Genomic DNA, 17,665 nt, shown 5'->3' with positions numbered 1-17,665 from the left:
AGCATATCCAAGGGAGGGAACCAGGCCGTTCGTGAACATCCGCCTGGTCAAGGAGGTGATTGCCGATGACCCGGCCGGCAAAAAGGCCGCGATCGCCGCCCAGGTGACAGCGGCTATCACCGCCGTCACCGGCCTGACCAACAACGATGTCTGGGTGGTCTTCGAGGAGGTCGCTGCACGCGACTGGTTCGTCGGCGAAACCGACGTCGAGACGCGGAGAGGCAAGGGTTGAGCGCCGCTCAGCCAGCGCGGATGAACTCGGCGAAATCCGAAACGGCGCCGCGCATCGCCAGCCGGTTTTCCGGTTCCGCCAGGATTTTCTCAACCTCCGGCCGCCTCTTGCCGAGCAGCGCGATTTCGAGCGCTGCTTCGTCATAGAGCGCGAAAGACATTGTCCGCATGACCTCGACCAGTGCGGCGCGGGCAAACAGCGAGCGCGGCGAAGCATGCACCAGCATGGCTGGCTTGCCGACGGCGGCATCGCGCGACACCAGCCAGTCGAGCGCGTTCTTCAGGCCGCCTGGCACGCCGTGTGCGTATTCCGGGCAGGAGACGATGACGCCGTCAGCGGCGGTGACCGCATCGATCAGCGCCGCTGCTTGCGGCGGCGTCCGCTCGCCTTCGTCGTCGGGGTTGAAGATCGGCAGCCGACCAAGCCCGTCATAGACGGAGATGTGACAGTCCGGCGGCGCGTTTTGCGTGAGGGCCGCGACCAGGGCCGAATTGGTCGAGGCGGCGCGCAGGCTGCCGGAAATGGCGAGAATGTTCAGCAAAGGGACCGGCTCGGCGATTCGTTGCCGGGCACGCTACCACATGGTCTGCTTGTAATCCTCGTCAAGCCAGCGGTCGGTGGCCTCCGCCGTTTCGGCAAGCGCCAGCTGGTCGCGCAGGATCTGGCCGAGCGTCGGCAGCGTCGCACGGTCGTACCAGGTTTCGGGCTTCCACAGTTCGGAGCGCATGAAGGCCTTGGCACAATGCATGTAGGCAGCCTTGACCGTCACCACGACGACGCTTTGCGGTGCCTTGCCGTCGACCGCCAGCCGCTCGCGCAATGCCGCATCGACGGTGATGCGGGCATCGCCGTTGACACGCAGCGTCTCGTTCATGCGGGGAATGAGGAAGAGCAGCCCGACCGAGGGATTGAGAAGGATGTTCTCCAGCGTGTCGAGCCGGTTGTTGCCCGGCCGGTCGGGGATGGCGATGGTCTTCTCGTCGAGCCCTGCCACAAAGCCCGGCCTGTCGCCCTTGGGCGTCACATCGGCATTGCCGGCGCCGTCGGACGAGCCGATCAGCACGAACGGGCTCTTGCCGATGAAGGAACGGCAGTGGCCGTCCAATGTCTTCAATTCCTTGCGAATCGAGCCGTCGGTCGGCCGAGGCGTCTTGTAGATCGTCCTCAGCTCGTCGCGCGTGATGATGAATTCCATCCACGTCCCCTCCTATTCTGACGCAATTCCCAGGGGAAACCGCTGCACAGACCTTTTCCTGGAGTTGCTACTTGCCGGCCTTTCCCGCTTTCTCGGTCTTGTCCTCGAGCGAATGGCGCAGGATCAGCGGCATCTGGCTGAAGGTGAACAGAAGCGTGATCGGCATGATGCCCCAGACCTTGAAGGTAACCCATGTATCGGTGGAAAAATTCCGCCAGACCGCTTCGTTGACAAGGGCTAGGAACAGGAAGAACAGGCCCCAGCGGAAGGTGAGCTTGCGCCAACCCTCGGCGTCGAGATTGAAGGCCGATTCGAAGACATAGCCGAGCAGCGATTTGCCGAAGAACAGGCCGCCGAGCAGCACGCCGCCGAACAGCGTGTTGACGATGGTCGGCTTCATCTTGATGAAGATATCGTCCTGCAGGTAGAGCGTCAGCGCACCGAAGATGAAGACGACGACGCCCGACACCATCGGCATGATCGGCAAGGTACGGGTCAGCAGCCAGGAAGCGATCAGCGCGACCGCGGTCGCGGCCATGAACAGGCCGGTGGCGACGAAGATCGGTCCGCCGAACTCGCCCAGCGCCGGGAATTTCTGCACCAGCCATGCGCCGCGCGCATTGGCGAAGAAGAATACCATCAGCGGGCCAAGCTCCAGTACCAGCTTGAGCAGCGGATTGACGGCTTCCTTCTTCTGCTTTTGCGGGTCGGATGGGTCGCGTTCGAGAATGGGTGGGCTCATAAGGTCCTTCTTACGCATGATTCAATCCAAAAAGCCTGCACCTTATTGGGATCATGCTCGTCAAGCCACGCCAGCGATCGCCCTGGCGAATTCGCTTGCGGAAAAGGGTTCGAGGTCGTCGACCTGTTCGCCGACGCCGATGAAATAGACCGGCAATTTATGCTTCGCCGCGATCGCCACCAGAATACCGCCGCGCGCCGTGCCGTCCAGCTTGGTCATCACCAGGCCGTTGACGCCGGCGACATTGCGGAAGATCTCGACCTGGTTGAGCGCGTTCTGGCCGGTGGTGGCATCGACCGTCTGCAGCACCGTGTGCGGCGCTTCCGGATCGAGCTTGCCCAGTACGCGGACGATCTTTTCCAGTTCCGCCATCAGTTCGGTCTTGTTCTGCAGCCGCCCGGCGGTGTCGATGATCAGCACGTCCGAGCCGGCCTCCTTCGCCCGCTCGAATGCGTCATAGGCGAGGCCAGCGGCGTCGGCGCCGAGCTTCGAGGCAATGACTGGCGAGTTGGTGCGCTCGCCCCAGATCTTCAGCTGCTCGATGGCGGCTGCGCGGAAAGTATCGCCGGCGGCGAGCATCACCGAGAGGCCGCCATCGGTGAGCTTTGCGGCGAGCTTGCCGATAGTCGTTGTTTTCCCGGTGCCGTTGACGCCGACCACCAGGATGACATGCGGCTTATGGCTGAGGTCGAGTTCCAGCGGCATGGCGACATGGGACAGCACCTTCTCCACCTCGGCCGCCATGATGGCGCGGACTTCGGTATCGGAGACGTCCTTGCCGTAGCGGCTGGCGGAGAGTGCATCGGTTACGCGCAAAGCCGTCTCCATGCCGAGATCGGCGCGGATCAGCACGTCCTCCAGGTCCTGCAGCGTGTCCTCGTCGAGTTTCCGCTTGGTGAAGACGCCGGCGATGTTGCCCGACAACTCCCGGGAGGAGCGCGCAAGCCCGTCTCGCATGCGCTGGAACCAGGAGCGCCTCGGCGTCGGTTCGGGCGCCTTCTGCGGCTCGGCTTTCTGCTCGACCTTCTTGGTTACGGTGACTTTGCCGGGGGCGGGCTTTGGCTCCGGCGATGGTTGCGGGACGGCCTCCGGCTCGGGCGCGATCTCGGCGAGCGGCGGCTTCGTCTCGACGGGCGCTGGCTGGCGGATCGGCGGCGGGATTTCGGCCGGCGGCGGCGCTTCGGGTGCTGGTGGCGTGATTTCGGCAGTGGGTGCCGCGTCTTGCGCAGGTTGGCGCTGCCCCTCACCCTCACCCGTTCCGGGGCGCGCCGCTTGTCTCACCCGTCCTTCGGACCCCCGTAAGGGACGGGGAGAGGGGGGCGTCAGCGCCGGAGCTTTTTCTTTGCCGCTTTCAAAACGAGGCTCGGCGTGACGATCAGCACCCTTCTCCCCGTCACTATACGGGGAGAACGTGCCTGCAGGCGGATGAGGGGCAGCGCCACGTTCGGATGGCGGAGGCTCAGTCTGGACGATTTCTGGCTGCGTCGGCTCTGGCTCAGGAATTTCCTTCGGCTCTGGCTCTGGGGCTGGCTCGGGAACGACGGGAGCGGCGTCTGACGCAGCCTGTTCAGCAGGCGCCTCTGGCTCCTCGACCGGAGCTGGTTCTGGCTGGGTGTCCGGCTCGACCAGAAGGGTCGGCGCAGGTTCGGGCTCGGCCTCTTCAACAGGCGCCGGCTGCGGCGCGGGTGCTTCCGCCTCGACCGGCGGTACGGCTTCGGGGCGAGGCTCTTCGCGTTTCAAAAACTCCGGAACGGTCTGCTCGGCGGCCGGCTTCAGCGCCTCCAGTTCGTCCCATTTGATCGGCGGCAGCGGTGCGGTCTCGTCGGGCCGCTCCTCGACCACTTCCTTCTTGCCGAACGAAAATATCTTCTTGAAAAAACCAGCCATGTCTTGCGCTCTCAGACGCCGCGGGCGGCAAGCGGCGCGGCGATCAGTCTGATACCGTCATGGCCGGCGATATCAGCCTCGACGATGTCGCCAGGCGCGCCCGCCGACAACACTGCCAGCGTAAACCCCTCGGTGCGGCCAAGGCCGTCACGCTCGACCAGGATCGACTGATGCGTTCCGGCGAGCGAGGCAAGATGGCGGCGATAGGCGGCCTCGCCGGCGGTGCGCAGGCGTGCCGCGCGTTGCTTGACGACGTCGCGGCGGAGCTGCGGCATGCGCGCGGCGGGCGTGCCTTCGCGCGGCGAAAACGGGAAGACATGAAGATGCGTCAGGCCGCATTCCTCGACGATCTCCAGCGAGTTTTCGAACATGGCGTCCGTCTCGGTCGGGAAGCCGGCGATGATGTCTGCGCCGAAAACGATACCGGGGCGCAGTTTGCGCACATCCTCGCAAAAGCGGATCGACTGGTCGCGGCTGTGCCGGCGCTTCATCCGCTTCAGGATCATGTCGTCACCCGATTGCAGCGACAGATGCAGATGCGGCATCAGCCTGGGCTCGGTGGCGATGGCGTCCAGCAGATCGTCGTCGGCCTCGATCGAATCGATGGAGGAAAGCCGCAGGCGCTTCATGTCGGGCGCCTGCTTCAGGATGGTCTTGACCAATTTGCCGAGCTTCGGTGCGCCAGCCAGGTCGGCGCCGAAACTGGTCATGTCGACGCCGGTCAGCACGATCTCGGCATAACCATTGCCGACGAGTCGCTTGACCTGCTCGACCACGGCGCCCATCGGCACGGAGCGCGAATTGCCGCGACCGTAGGGAATGATGCAGAAGGTGCAGCGGTGGTCGCAGCCGTTCTGCACCTGGACGAAAGCGCGTGCCCGGCCCTCGATGGCGTCGACCATGTGGGCGGCCGTCTCGCGTACCGAAAAAATATCGTTGACGCGCGCCTTTTCGGTGTCGTTGACGCCGAAATCCGGCAGCGCGCGATAGGAATGCGCCTTCAGCTTTTCCTCATTGCCGAGGACGAGGTCGACCTCGTCCATGGCGACGAAATCCTGCGGGCCGGTCTGCGCGGCGCAGCCGGTGACGATGATGCGGGCGGCCGGGTTCTCACGGCGGGCTTTTCTGATCGACTGCTTGGCTTGGCGTACAGCCTCGCCGGTGACGGCGCAGGTGTTGAAGATGATGGCGCCGCCTTCGAGGCCGCCGAGGCCCGCACTTTCGGCTTCACGCCGCATCACCTCGGATTCATAGGTGTTCAGCCGGCAACCGAAGGTGACGACCTCGATGCCCTTGTTGCCAAGAGGAGCCATCAGGCGGCGCTTTCGGTGTCGCGCGCCCACGCCCCGGTCGCCGGATCGAAGCTGCCGGAAAATTCCCATTCGGCGGCACCGGTGAGGATGACGTGGTCGTCGTCGCGCCACAGAACATGCAGCGAGCCGCCGCCGGGCGTCATCAGCGTGACGCTGCGGCCGGTGCGCCGGGTGCGGGCCGCGGCGACCACGGCGGCGCAAGCGGCCGAGCCGCAGGCCCTGGTCAGGCCGGCGCCGCGCTCCCAGGTGCGGATGATCATGGTCTCCGGCGAAGTCACCTGCGCGATGGTGATGTTGGCGCGCTCGGGGAAGATCGGGTGGTTTTCGAGCAGCGGGCCGAAGCGCTCGAGCTCGTAGGACCAGACGTCGCGGTCGACCCAGAAGATAGCGTGCGGATTGCCCATCGAGACGACCGACGGCGAATGCAGCACCGGGGCATCGATCGGGCCGATCTGCAGCTCGATCATGCGGGTGTCACGGAATTCCTCGGCCAGCGGGATGTCCTGCCAGCCAAAGCGCGGCCTGCCCATGTCGACCGAGATCATTCCGTCGGCATGTTCCTCGGCGTTTAGCATGCCGGCGACTGTTTCAAAGGCAAATGTCTTCTGGCCGGTCTCGGCGGCGAGCGCCTGGACGACACAGCGCATGCCGTTGCCGCAAGCTTGCGCGCTGGTCCCGTCGGAATTCAAGATATCGATGAAAAAGGCGGTGCCCGGCGTCCTGGCGTCGTGGATCGCCATGATCTGGTCGAACCGGGTCGACGTGTCGGCATTGAGCGCGACGGCTGCCGCAGACGTCACGCGATCGGCACGGCCACGCATATCGGCAACGATGATTTCGTTGCCGATGCCGTTCATCTTGGCGAAAGGGGCCGCGCTTGCCATCGATCGAAAGGTCTCTTGCCGGTTTGGCGCCTATATGGCGGATAGCGGCAGAAATTACCAGCGCGGCGTGATTTTCACGTCACCGCGAAGACGCCAAGCACGATCAGCAGGAAGATGATCAGCACGATGCCGATGAGGATGCGCGCGCCGGTGGCGGCGGCTCCGGCCAGTGCCGGCATGCCGAGCAGGCTCGCCGCGGCCGCGATAATCAAAAGAATGATAATCCACCTGATCATAAGAGGCACCTCGCAACCGACAGGTTTGAACAACCTACAAACGTCTATGTGATGCCTCAGGTTCCGCCGCGCTAAACCTCCGGCACGTCCCAGACTTCGCCCGGCCGCAAGGCGCGAAAACGTTGCCGCGGCAGGCCGGCAGCATCGAGCGCTTCACCGAGCTTTCTGGGCGGCTCCTCGATCGGCTCGTTGGTGAGCCGGAACGTGCCCCAGTGACAGCCGGCGGCATAGGCGGCGTTGCACAAAAGCATGCCTTGCACCGCCTCTTCCGGATCCTGGTGATGAGGCGCCATGAACCAGCGCGGCTCGTAGGCGCCGATCGGCAGGATGGCGAGGCGGAAGCCGCCGTGCTTTTGCGCCATCAGCCGGTAATTGATGCCGCCGTGGAAGCCGGTGTCGCCGGCGAAATAGATCTTTGCGTCGGGCGTCTCGACGACGAAACCCGCCCATAGCGCCATGCGCCGGTCGCGAGTACCGCGGGCCGACCAGTGATGCACCGGCTCGACATGGACGGCGACGCCATCGCCGATATCGACCCGGTCGCCCCAGTCATGCGCGGAAGGCCGCATACCGGGCACGGCGGCGCCGACGATTGTGTCGTTGCCGAGCGGCGTCAGCAGCAGCGGGTCGTGTTTTGTCTTCAGGCGCTTCAGCGTGGCGAGGTCGAGATGGTCGTAATGGTTGTGGCTGACCAGCACGAGGTCGATCGGCGGCAAATGGGAAAAGGCGATGCCGGGCGGATTGACGCGTTTCGGCCCGGCGAAGGAGAGCGGCGAGACACGCCGCGACCAGACCGGATCGGTCAGGATGTTCAGGCCTGCTGTCTGGACGAGCAGCGAGGAATGACCGACCATGGTGAGGCGCAGCGCAGAACCATCGATGCGCTCGACCGGTCTTGCCGGCGGAAACGGGCTCGGATCCGCCGTCGGCCATTTCGAGCGCTCGCGGCTCAGTTGCCACTTCAACAGATCGGCAAAGCGACCCGGCGGCCGGCCGTCGGGATTGAAGAACAAGGTGCCGTCGAAATGATCGCTGGGCGGCCCGCTGTAATAGCGGTTGGCGGCTCTCTTTCTCGCGGCCAAGAAATCGGCTCCCTGCAGCTTGCTGATCGCCAAGAGATAATGCCGGAGCCGGCCCGCACAAGCATTGAGGTGAACGCCAAGGAAACGCCAAGGATTTGACGCCAGCGCGCCGTATCGCATCAACCGGAGAGGCCGGCCAAAGGCCAAGGCGCGACGCAATTCAGGCAATGTGCATTTTGCGACAAATTTGCAACATTAGCGGCGCAAACCGTATTTTAACCATATCGGGTTGAAATTTCGCCACCTTCTCCATCTTGGTGAGGGGGACATTGCGCGGACGGCTTCCCCAGCTCGATCCGACGGAGGTTGAAGAATGAAATTTTCGAAAACCGGCCTGCTGGCCGTATCGCTGGCCGCGCTCGTTGCGAGCGGCTGTTCGACCTCGCGGTTCTCATCGATGGACGAGCAGCAGCCGGCGCCGCTGGAAGCTGCGCCTGCCGGCAAGGTGACTGCAAACCAGTTGCCGCCACCGGCGACACCCGGCGCCGCCGACCCGTCGAAATTTCCGACTGCGCCGCAGAACACGCAGGTCGCCTCGCTGCCGCCCGACGGGACGGCGCCGGCCGGTGCGGCCGACCTGACCGCCTCTAGCGTCGCTGGTGTGTGGAAAGCAAGCGTGTCCGGCCAGAGCTGTCAGGTGGCGACGCCGCAGACCAAATTCGGGTCGGGCTACCGCGCCGGACCGCTGCATTGCCCGGCGCCGATCGACGGCATCAAATCCTGGAACGTCGCCGGCAAGCAACTGACGCTCTATGACGAGAATGGCGGCACGCTGGCACGGCTTTATTCCTCGGGCGGCGAGAAATTCGACGGCCAGACTTCCAACGGCCTGCCGATCTCGCTTACAAGGTAAGAGAACGGCCCCCATTGGTACGCAATTCCGGACGGAAAACCGCTACATACTTTTCCTGGAATTGCTCTCTTTTGTTTTTTACGCAATTCCGGACAGAAAACCGCTACACACTTTTCTTGGAATTGCTCCGGAACGACGTGACCGATGCATCTGCGTGACGGCCTCCAGACCCATGCGACCGTCAAGCAGCGCTATGACCATCTGGTCGAGACGGGCGCCATCGGGCGCGATCCGGCGCAGGAGCGGATCGCCGCTGCGCTCGACCGGCTGATCGACGAGATATCGGCAAAGCGGCTGGCGCATAAATCAAGCGCGCTGGGGTGGTTGTTCGCCCGCAAGCGCGAGGGGCACGAGGCGGTCAAGGGCCTCTATATCCATGGCGGCGTCGGCCGCGGCAAGACCATGCTGATGGACATGTTCTTCGAGCTGTTGCCGGTGCGGCGCAAGCGCCGCGTGCATTTCAACGATTTCATGGCCGACGTGCAGGACCGCATCCAGAAGCACCGGCAGGCGCGTAAAGAGCGTACGGTCAAGGAGGACGACCCGATCCCGCCGGTGGCGCGCGCGCTTGCCGAGGAAGCCTGGGTGCTGTGCTTCGACGAATTTTCGGTCACCGACATCGCCGATGCGATGATCCTGTCCAGGTTGTTTTCGGCGTTGTTTGCCAATGGCGTGGTGCTGGTCGCCACCTCCAATGTCGCGCCGCAGGATCTCTACCGCGACGGCCTGAACCGTCAGTTGTTTTTGCCGTTTGTCGCTATCCTGGAGTGCCACGCGCACGTGCTGGCGCTGGACGCCGACAAGGATTACCGCCTGGACAAGCTCAGCCGCATGCCGGTCTACATCACCCCGGCCGATGCCGCCGCCGACCATGCGCTCGACGAGCTGTGGGCGGTGATGACGCATGGCAGGCCGACGGCCGAGACGATGCTGACGGTTAAGGGCCGACATGTCGTGGTGCCGCGTGCTGCCGGCGAGGCGGCGCGGTTTTCGTTCGCCGATCTCTGCGAGAGGCCGCTCGGGGCCCGCGACTATCTTGCCATTGCCCGCCGTTTCTCGACCATCGTCATCGACCGGGTGCCGGTGCTCGGCGAAGGCAAGCGCAACGAAGCCAAGCGCTTCATCCTGCTGGTCGATACGCTCTACGATCATCATGTACGGCTGGTGATGAGCGCCGCGGCACCGCCGGCGCAGCTCTATACGGCCAAGCGCGGCAACGAAGTCTTCGAGTTCGAGCGCACCGCATCGCGGCTGATCGAGATGCAGAGCCACGACTGGCTGGAGAACTGGGCGGAGAGGCAGAGGGCGCGGGGATCATCGACCGAGGCACGGCAGGCTTAGGCGTGAGGGATAGTACAGAAGAGGCCCTGCCGCCGGCGCCTATAACCGATAAACATACATGACGAACCCCTCCGCCGGCCCACGCGGCTCTTTTCGCGACTCGTAAAGTGCGCGAGCAGCAACATTGTCCGGCTCGGTGCCGACCCACGCCTCCTCACAGCCATGCTCGCAACCGAGTGCGAACATGGCGTCGAGCATCCTCGTCGCAATGCCCTGGCGTTGAAAGGCCGGCGCCACGCCGACCTCGTCTATGTAGAGTTCGCTCACCTTGTCCGGGTGGCGGTGGATGACGGCTGCGCATTGGCCAACGACGATGCCGTCGGCGAGGGCCACGACCATGAAATGACCGGGCTCCGCAAGATAGGCGGAGAGCCGATCCGGCCTGACCGGCTCGTCGAAGACTTCGTCGGCAGCCCGCATCACAAGGGCGTCATCGCCAGGAAACAGCCTTCTGATTTCCAGTGCCATTGTGTAGAATTCCTCTAGTCGGCTTCAGATTTTGACGTTTACGTAAGTCCCATTGTTTCTAACCGATTGAAATTATTCACTGCAAAATAATCGTTTGAATTTTTGTGCGGCCGGGGCTATTGCGTGCGGCGAATTTCGCGGTTCCGCAGCATTCCGGCCTCTTCCTCCGACGCGTCATCAAATCGTCAAGGATTTGGGCGCCGTCATAGTCAAAGGGAAAACATCCTGACATGGCACGCAACAAGATAGCGCTCATCGGCTCGGGCATGATCGGCGGCACCCTCGCCCACATGGTCGGCCTCAAGGATCTCGGCGACGTCGTGCTGTTCGATATCGCCGAAGGCATCCCGCAAGGCAAGGGGCTGGACATCGCGCAGTCGTCGCCGGTCGATGGGTTCGACTCCAGGCTGACCGGCGTCAACGACTATGCCGGCATCGAGGGCGCCGACGTCTGCATCGTCACCGCCGGCGTGCCGCGCAAGCCCGGCATGAGCCGCGACGATCTTCTGGGCATCAATCTGAAGGTGATGGAGCAGGTCGGCGCCGGCCTCAAGAAATACGCGCCGAAAGCCTTCGTTATCTGCATCACCAATCCGCTCGACGCCATGGTCTGGGCGCTGCAGAAGTTTTCCGGCCTGCCCAAGAGCCATGTCGTCGGCATGGCCGGCGTGCTCGACAGTTCGCGCTTCCGTTATTTCCTGGCGGAGGAATTCAAGGTCTCGGTCGAGGACGTCACCGCCTTCGTGCTCGGCGGCCATGGCGATTCCATGGTGCCGATGATCCGCTATTCGACGGTTGCCGGCATCCCGTTGCCCGACCTCATCAAGATGGGCTGGACCTCGAAGGAGCGGCTCGACCAGATCGTGCAGCGCACCCGCGACGGCGGCGCCGAGATCGTCGGCCTGCTCAAGACCGGCTCTGCCTTTTATGCGCCGGCCGCCTCGGCCATCGCCATGGCCGAAGCCTATCTCAAGGACAAGAAGCGGGTGCTGCCCTGTGCGGCGTACCTCTCCGGCCAATATGGCGTCAAGAACACCTATGTCGGCGTTCCCGTGGTGATCGGCGCCGGCGGCGTCGAGCGGATCATCGAGATCGAGCTCACAAAGAACGAGCAGAAGATGTTCGACAATTCGGTCGCGGCGGTGCAGGGCCTGTGCGACGCCTGCGTCAAGATCGCTCCACATCTCGCGGCCAAGTAAGCCGGTAACCAAGCCCGCCAAGCAAGCTGGAGACATAGCGCATGAACATCCATGAATATCAGGGCAAGGCGCTGCTGAAAGGCTTTGGCGCACCCGTGGCCGAGGGCGTGCCGGTGTTCAAGGCGAGCGAGGCGGAAGCTGCCGCCAAGGCGCTGCCCGGTCCACTCTATGTGGTCAAGAGCCAGATCCATGCCGGCGGCCGCGGCAAGGGCAAGTTCAAGGAGCTCGGGCCCGATGCCAAGGGCGGCGTCAGGCTGGCGAAATCGGCGGCCGAGGTCGTCGCCAACGCCAAGGAGATGCTCGGCCACACGCTGGTCACCAAGCAGACCGGACCGGCCGGCAAGCAGGTCAACCGGCTCTATATCGAGGACGGCGCCGACATCGAGCGCGAACTCTATCTGTCGATCCTGGTCGACCGCTCGGTCGGGCGCGTCGCCTTCGTCGTCTCGACCGAGGGCGGCATGGACATCGAGGCGGTCGCCCACGACACGCCGGAAAAGATCATTACCGTCGCCATCGACCCGGAAAAGGGCGTGACGGCCGACGATGTGAAGAAGCTCAACGCCGCACTGAGGCTCGACGGCGACGCCGCCAAGGACGGCTCCACGCTGTTTCCGATCCTCTACAAGGCGTTTGTCGAGAAGGACATGAGCCTGCTCGAGGTCAACCCGCTGATCGTCATGAAGAGCGGCCGGCTGCGCGTGCTCGACGCAAAAGTGTCGTTCGACAACAATGCGCTGTTCCGTCACCCGGACGTGCTCGAATTGCGCGACACCACCGAAGAGGACGAGAAGGAGATCGAAGCGTCGAAATACGACCTCGCCTATGTCGCGCTCGACGGCAATATCGGCTGCATGGTCAACGGCGCCGGCCTTGCCATGGCGACGATGGACATCATCAAGCTCTACGGCGCCGAGCCCGCCAACTTCCTCGATGTCGGCGGCGGCGCGTCGAAAGAAAAGGTGACGGCGGCGTTCAAGATCATCACCAAGGATCCGGCGGTCAAAGGCATTCTGATCAACATCTTCGGCGGCATCATGAAGTGCGACATCATCGCCGAGGGCGTCATCGCCGCGGTCAAGGAGGTCGGCCTGCAAGTGCCGCTGGTCGTGCGGCTGGAAGGCACCAATGCCGAGCTCGGCAAGAAGATCATCAACGACAGCGGACTGAACGTGGTGTCGGCCGATGACCTCGATGACGCAGCCAAGAAGATTGTCGCGGCGGTGAAGGGCGACTGATGCATCGGTTGCTGGCCATAGCGCTCTGCTGCATGGCTTTTTGGGCCAGCGCGGCGACTTCGGCTGAAGATCCGGCATCGCCTGCCTGGATCGGCAAGCGGGTGAATTTGTTCATGAGTCTGTGCCCGGCGACCGCGCCTCGATTCGGCAGGTTTAATGCGGTCGCCCGGAATAGCGGCTTCCTGGCCGGCTCGAAGGGACGTCTGATTTACAAAGCTACAGAAGTCGTTGCCTCGATCAGAAATTCGGGTGGCAGATGCGATTGCCTGGTTTCCTTTGGCACAGACAATCCGAAGCTCGCGGCGGATATGATCCTGAAAAGACTGCTTTCCAGATATGGCAGCAGGTTCCAGGCGGATGAAGATCCCAATTCCCTCGGGGAGCTCAAGACCGCAGACGGCAATCTGTCTATTCAGGTGGTGACTACGCGTGAGGCTAAGGGCCAATGGATCGGTGCTGTCGTTCACGGAAATAAAAAATGCCCAGCTTGAACACAGAACTTCATGGTCGAGGTCGCTAGGCGATGCCTCCACACAAGATAAACCTCGTCGAGGCGGCGGATGCGAAGATCAAGAAGGTCTTCGATCCGCATATTGCCGGCGACGTGAATGACAGCCAGGTCAAGATCGCCAAGTTCGGCGACGTCTTCGACTGGCACGCACATGACAATGAGGACGAGGCGTTCCTCGTGCTGCGCGGCCGCATCGCTATCGATTTCCGCGACGGCACGGTGGAACTTGGCAGCGGCGAGTTCATCGTCGTGCCGCGCGCCGTCGAGCACCGGCCGCGCTCGCTGAGCGAGGAACCTGTCGTGCTGATGTTCGAGCCGGCGACGACGCTCAACACCGGCAACGCCAAAAGCGACCTCACCGTCGCCGACCTGAAGCGGTTGTGACCATGAGCGCGCGGCCTTCCCCGATCAACGGTTTTTAAAAAGGACCACCATGTCCATTCTCGTCGACAAGAACACCAAGGTGCTGGTGCAGGGCCTGACCGGCAAGACCGGCACGTTCCACACCGAACAGGCGCTCGCCTATCACGGCACAAAGATGGTTGGCGGCATCCACCCCAAGAAGGGCGGCGAGACCTGGACCGGCGCCAAGGGCGAGACGCTGCCGATCTTCTCCACCGTTGCCGAAGGCAAGGCGAAGACCGGTGCCAATGCCTCCGTCGTCTACGTGCCGCCGGCGGGTGCTGCCGAAGCGATCCTGGAAGCGATCGAGGCCGAGATCCCGCTGATCGTCTGCATCACCGAGGGCATACCGGTGATGGACATGATCAAGATCAAGGCAAGGCTCGACCGCTCGACATCGCGGCTGATCGGGCCGAACTGCCCCGGCGTGCTGACCCCCGACGAATGCAAGATCGGCATCATGCCCGGCAACATCTTCCGCAAGGGCTCGGTCGGCGTTGTTTCGCGCTCGGGAACGCTTACCTATGAGGCGGTGTTCCAGACCACCAATGTCGGTCTCGGCCAGACCACCGCCGTCGGCATCGGCGGCGACCCGGTCAAAGGCACGGAGTTCATAGACGTGCTGGAGATGTTCCTCGCCGACGACGAGACCAAGTCGATCATCATGATCGGTGAGATCGGCGGTTCGGCCGAGGAAGACGCCGCGCAGTTCCTCAAGGACGAGGCAAAGCGCGGCCGCAGCAAGCCGATGGCCGGCTTTATCGCCGGGCGCACCGCGCCGGCCGGCCGCACCATGGGTCATGCGGGCGCGGTCATCTCCGGCGGCAAGGGCGGTGCGGAAGACAAGATCGCGGCGATGGAATCGGCCGGCATCAAGGTTTCGCCATCGCCGGCCCGGCTCGGCACGACGCTGGTCGAGGCGATCAAAGGTTAGTGAGTAGCGAGTAGTGAATAGCGAATAGGTAAGAACAGAGTAACGGCGCGAACCAGGGAAAATCCCTACTCGCTATTCGCTACTCTCTATTCGCTCTGAAAAGGAGACGGAGCGCGGCTCCGCGGACAAAAATGGCAAGACAAGATCAGGCCAACGACCAGTTTTCGCTTACCTCTTTCCTCTATGGCGGCAATGCCGATTATATCGACGCGCTCTATGCCGCCTATGAGGACGATCCCGCTTCGGTCGATCCCGAATGGCAGGACTTCTTCGCGGCGCTGAAGGATGACGCCGGCGACGTGCGCAGGAACGCCAAGGGCGCCTCTTGGGCCAAGCCCTCCTGGCCGATGCAAGCCAATGGTGAGCTGGTCTCGGCGCTGGACGGCAATTGGGGCCTGGTCGAAAAGCACATCGAAAAGAAGGTCAAGGACAGGGCAGCCGGCAACGGCGCAGCGCTTTCCGACGCCGACGTGCATCAGGCGACGCGCGATTCCGTCCGCGCCATCATGATGATCCGCGCCTTCCGCATGCGCGGCCACCTGCACGCCAATCTCGATCCGCTTGGCATTGCCAAGCCGCTGGAGGATTATAACGAGCTGTCGCCGGAGAATTACGGCTTCACCGAAGCCGACTACGACCGGCCGATCTTCCTCGACAATGTGCTCGGGCTGGAATTCGGCACCATCCGGCAGATGCTCGATATCCTGACCCGGACCTATTGCTCGACGCTCGGCGTCGAATTCATGCATATTTCCGATCCCGAGGAGAAGGCCTGGATCCAGGCGCGCATCGAGGGTACCGACAAGGAGATCTCCTTCACCGCAGCCGGCAAGAAGGCGATCCTGCAGAAGCTTGTTGAGGCGGAAGGCTTCGAGCAATTCATCGACGTCAAGTACAAGGGTACCAAGCGCTTCGGCCTTGATGGCGGCGAGTCGCTGATCCCGGCGCTGGAGCAGATCATCAAGCGCGGCGGCCAGCTCGGCATGAAGGAGATCGTGCTCGGCATGGCGCATCGCGGCCGGCTGAACGTGCTGTCACAGGTGATGGCCAAGCCGCACCGCGCCATTTTCCACGAGTTCAAGGGCGGCTCGGCCGCGCCCGACGAGGTCGAAGGCTCGGGCGACGTGAAGTACCATCTCGGTGCTTCGTCGGATCGCGAGTTCGACGGCAACAAGGTGCATCTGTCGCTGACCGCCAATCCTTCGCATCTGGAAATCGTCGATCCGGTGGTGATGGGCAAGGCGCGCGCCAAACAGGACTATTTGTTCGGCCGCAGCCGCGAGGAGATCGTGCCGCTGGAGGAGCGTGCCAAGGTGCTGCCGTTGCTGCTGCACGGCGACGCCGCCTTTGCCGGCCAGGGCGTGATTGCCGAAATCCTCGGCCTGTCCGGCCTGCGCGGCCACCGCGTCGCCGGCACGCTGCATTTCATCATCAACAACCAGATCGGCTTCACTACCAACCCACGCTTTTCGCGTTCGTCGCCCTATCCGTCCGACGTGGCAAAGATGATCGAGGCGCCGATCTTCCACGTCAACGGCGACGATCCGGAAGCCGTGGTCCATGCCACCAAGGTGGCGATCGAATTCCGCATGAAGTTCCACAAGCCTGTCGTGGTGGACATGTTCTGCTACCGCCGCTTTGGCCACAATGAGGGCGACGAGCCCGCCTTCACCCAGCCGATCATGTATCGCAAGATCCGCAACCAGAAGACGACGGTGCAGATCTATGCCGACCGGCTGATTTCCGAAGGCCACATCACCCAGGCCGAGTTCGAAAAGATGAAGGCCGATTGGCGGGCGCATCTCGAGCAGGAATTCGAGGTCGGCCAGCATTACAAGCCGAACAAGGCCGACTGGCTGGACGGCGCGTGGTCCGGCTTGCGCTCGGCCGACAACCAGGACGAACAGCGGCGCGGCAAGACCGCCGTGCCGGTCAAGACGCTGAAGGAGATCGGCAAGAAACTGACCGAGGTGCCGAAGGATTTCGAGGCGCACAAGACGATCATCCGCTTCCTCGACAATCGCCGCCAGGCGATCGAGTCCGGCGAAGGCATCGACTGGTCGACGGCCGAGGCGCTGGCCTTCGGCGCCATCCTGCTCGACGGCAATCCGATCCGGCTGTCCGGACAGGATTCGGAGCGCGGCACCTTCTCGCAGCGCCATTCCGTGCTCTACGACCAGCGCGACGAGACACGCTATATCCCGCTCAACAATCTGTCGGCGGCGCAGGCCGGCTTCGAGGTCATCAACTCGATGTTGTCGGAAGAGGCCGTGCTCGGCTTCGAATATGGCTACTCGCTGGCCGAGCCGAAGGCGCTGACGCTGTGGGAAGCGCAGTTCGGCGACTTCGCCAACGGCGCCCAGGTGGTGTTCGACCAGTTCATCTCGTCGGGCGAGCGCAAATGGCTCAGAATGTCGGGCCTCGTCTGCCTGCTGCCGCATGGCTATGAAGGCCAGGGGCCCGAGCATTCGTCGGCCCGGCTCGAGCGCTTCCTGCAGCTTTGCGCCGAAGACAACATGCAGGTCGCCAATGTCACGACGCCGGCCAATTACTTCCACATCTTGCGCCGGCAATTGAAGCGGGACTTCCGCAAGCCGCTGATCCTGATGACGCCGAAGTCGCTGCTGCGCCACAAGCGGGCTGTGTCGACCCTCCCGGAAATGTCGGGCGAAAGCGCCTTTCACCGGCTGTTGTGGGACGACGCGCAGCTGCTGTCAGGCCAGGCCATCAAGCTCACCAAGGATTCGAAAATCCGCCGTGTCGTGCTCTGTTCGGGCAAGGTCTATTACGACCTCTACGAAGAGCGCGAGAAGCGCGGCATCAACGACATCTATTTGTTGCGCGTCGAGCAGCTCTATCCGTTCCCGGCCAAGGCGCTGATCACCGAACTGTCGCGCTTCCGTAATGCCGAGATGGTGTGGTGCCAGGAGGAGCCCAAGAACATGGGCGCCTGGTCGTTCATCGACCCGTATCTCGAATGGGTGCTGGCGCATATCGACGCCAAGCATCAGCGGGTGCGCTATACCGGCCGGGGGGGCGCCCCCCCGCCCGCCCCCCGCCGGATAGCGTAGGAGAAAGACCACCGAAGCCCCCAAGGACAGCCCCCCCGAGGGGAGTAGAAAGAGTCTATTATAAAAAAATAAAAACC

The 17,665-nt window shown here is 63.2% G+C and carries 18 protein-coding genes; 9 read left to right on the top strand and 9 right to left on the bottom strand.

Annotated elements, in window-relative coordinates; genetic code table 11:
* The first annotated feature begins 31 nt into the window (after positions 1-31).
* Complete coding sequence (locus NKJ84_RS16490) at positions 32-232, top strand: tautomerase family protein (RefSeq protein ID WP_352507336.1); 201 nt, start codon at positions 32-34, stop codon at positions 230-232.
* 7 nt (positions 233-239) lie between these two features.
* On the opposite strand, the gene NKJ84_RS16485 is transcribed toward NKJ84_RS16490, so the two are convergent.
* The 8 genes from NKJ84_RS16485 to NKJ84_RS16450 form a co-directional block, all read right to left on the bottom strand.
* Positions 240-773: an NADPH-dependent FMN reductase gene (locus NKJ84_RS16485; protein WP_352507335.1), complete on the bottom strand. Its 534-nt coding sequence runs from the start codon at positions 771-773 to the stop codon at positions 240-242.
* 33 nt (positions 774-806) lie between these two features.
* Positions 807-1,427, bottom strand: a complete 621-nt coding sequence (locus NKJ84_RS16480; protein ID WP_352507334.1) for a pyridoxamine 5'-phosphate oxidase family protein — start codon at positions 1,425-1,427, stop codon at positions 807-809.
* Between the two features lie 67 nt (positions 1,428-1,494).
* On the bottom strand, positions 1,495-2,169 hold the full coding sequence (locus tag NKJ84_RS16475) for a septation protein A (protein WP_352507391.1): 675 nt from the start codon (positions 2,167-2,169) through the stop codon (positions 1,495-1,497).
* Positions 2,170-2,229: 60 nt separating this feature from the next.
* Entirely contained in the window at positions 2,230-4,056 is a 1,827-nt protein-coding gene (gene ftsY / locus NKJ84_RS16470) for a signal recognition particle-docking protein FtsY (protein WP_352479668.1), read from the bottom strand.
* 11 nt (positions 4,057-4,067) lie between these two features.
* Complete coding sequence (gene mtaB, locus NKJ84_RS16465) at positions 4,068-5,369, bottom strand: tRNA (N(6)-L-threonylcarbamoyladenosine(37)-C(2))-methylthiotransferase MtaB (RefSeq protein ID WP_352507333.1); 1,302 nt, start codon at positions 5,367-5,369, stop codon at positions 4,068-4,070.
* Entirely contained in the window at positions 5,369-6,253 is an 885-nt protein-coding gene (gene dapF / locus NKJ84_RS16460) for a diaminopimelate epimerase (RefSeq protein WP_352507332.1), read from the bottom strand. Before dapF ends, mtaB begins: the two co-directional genes overlap by 1 nt.
* Positions 6,254-6,327: 74 nt before the next feature.
* Positions 6,328-6,489 (bottom strand): DUF1328 family protein, encoded by a 162-nt coding sequence (locus tag NKJ84_RS16455; RefSeq protein ID WP_031195454.1) that lies wholly within the window; start codon positions 6,487-6,489, stop codon positions 6,328-6,330.
* Positions 6,490-6,560: 71 nt separating this feature from the next.
* The gene (locus NKJ84_RS16450) at positions 6,561-7,571 is read right to left on the bottom strand and encodes an MBL fold metallo-hydrolase (RefSeq protein WP_352507331.1); all 1,011 of its coding nucleotides are present in this window, start codon (positions 7,569-7,571) and stop codon (positions 6,561-6,563) included.
* Positions 7,572-7,884: 313 nt separating this feature from the next.
* Here NKJ84_RS16450 and NKJ84_RS16445 point away from each other — a divergent pair, with 313 nt between their 5' ends.
* Complete coding sequence (locus tag NKJ84_RS16445) at positions 7,885-8,424, top strand: protease inhibitor Inh/omp19 family protein (RefSeq protein ID WP_352479663.1); 540 nt, start codon at positions 7,885-7,887, stop codon at positions 8,422-8,424.
* A 144-nt stretch (positions 8,425-8,568) separates the two neighbouring features.
* The gene (gene zapE / locus NKJ84_RS16440) at positions 8,569-9,765 is read left to right on the top strand and encodes a cell division protein ZapE (protein WP_352507330.1); all 1,197 of its coding nucleotides are present in this window, start codon (positions 8,569-8,571) and stop codon (positions 9,763-9,765) included.
* Between the two features lie 39 nt (positions 9,766-9,804).
* Here zapE and NKJ84_RS16435 read toward each other — a convergent pair whose 3' ends face one another.
* Positions 9,805-10,233: a GNAT family N-acetyltransferase gene (locus NKJ84_RS16435; protein ID WP_352507329.1), complete on the bottom strand. Its 429-nt coding sequence runs from the start codon at positions 10,231-10,233 to the stop codon at positions 9,805-9,807.
* Between the two features lie 230 nt (positions 10,234-10,463).
* Between NKJ84_RS16435 and mdh the strand changes: the two genes are divergently transcribed.
* The 6 genes from mdh (at position 10,464) to NKJ84_RS16405 (ending at position 17,588) form a co-directional block, all read left to right on the top strand.
* On the top strand, positions 10,464-11,432 hold the full coding sequence (mdh, locus tag NKJ84_RS16430) for a malate dehydrogenase (protein ID WP_352507328.1): 969 nt from the start codon (positions 10,464-10,466) through the stop codon (positions 11,430-11,432).
* 41 nt (positions 11,433-11,473) lie between these two features.
* Positions 11,474-12,670, top strand: coding sequence for an ADP-forming succinate--CoA ligase subunit beta (gene sucC / locus NKJ84_RS16425; protein ID WP_352507327.1), 1,197 nt, complete (start codon positions 11,474-11,476; stop codon positions 12,668-12,670).
* Complete coding sequence (locus tag NKJ84_RS16420) at positions 12,670-13,161, top strand: hypothetical protein (protein WP_352507326.1); 492 nt, start codon at positions 12,670-12,672, stop codon at positions 13,159-13,161. Before sucC ends, NKJ84_RS16420 begins: the two co-directional genes overlap by 1 nt.
* 32 nt (positions 13,162-13,193) lie before the next feature.
* The gene (locus NKJ84_RS16415; RefSeq protein ID WP_254817847.1) at positions 13,194-13,565 is read left to right on the top strand and encodes a cupin domain-containing protein; all 372 of its coding nucleotides are present in this window, start codon (positions 13,194-13,196) and stop codon (positions 13,563-13,565) included.
* Positions 13,566-13,614: 49 nt separating this feature from the next.
* Entirely contained in the window at positions 13,615-14,517 is a 903-nt protein-coding gene (gene sucD, locus NKJ84_RS16410; protein WP_352507325.1) for a succinate--CoA ligase subunit alpha, read from the top strand.
* Positions 14,518-14,648: 131 nt separating this feature from the next.
* Positions 14,649-17,588 (top strand): 2-oxoglutarate dehydrogenase E1 component, encoded by a 2,940-nt coding sequence (locus NKJ84_RS16405; protein WP_352507324.1) that lies wholly within the window; start codon positions 14,649-14,651, stop codon positions 17,586-17,588.
* Positions 17,589-17,665: the final 77 nt, after the last annotated feature.

Origin of the sequence: Mesorhizobium sp. M0048 (assembly GCF_040323405.1) — a bacterium.
GTDB lineage: Bacteria > Pseudomonadota > Alphaproteobacteria > Rhizobiales > Rhizobiaceae > Mesorhizobium.
The sequence above is the reverse complement of the archived record's forward strand: the minus strand, read 5'-3'. Positions and strand labels throughout refer to the sequence as shown.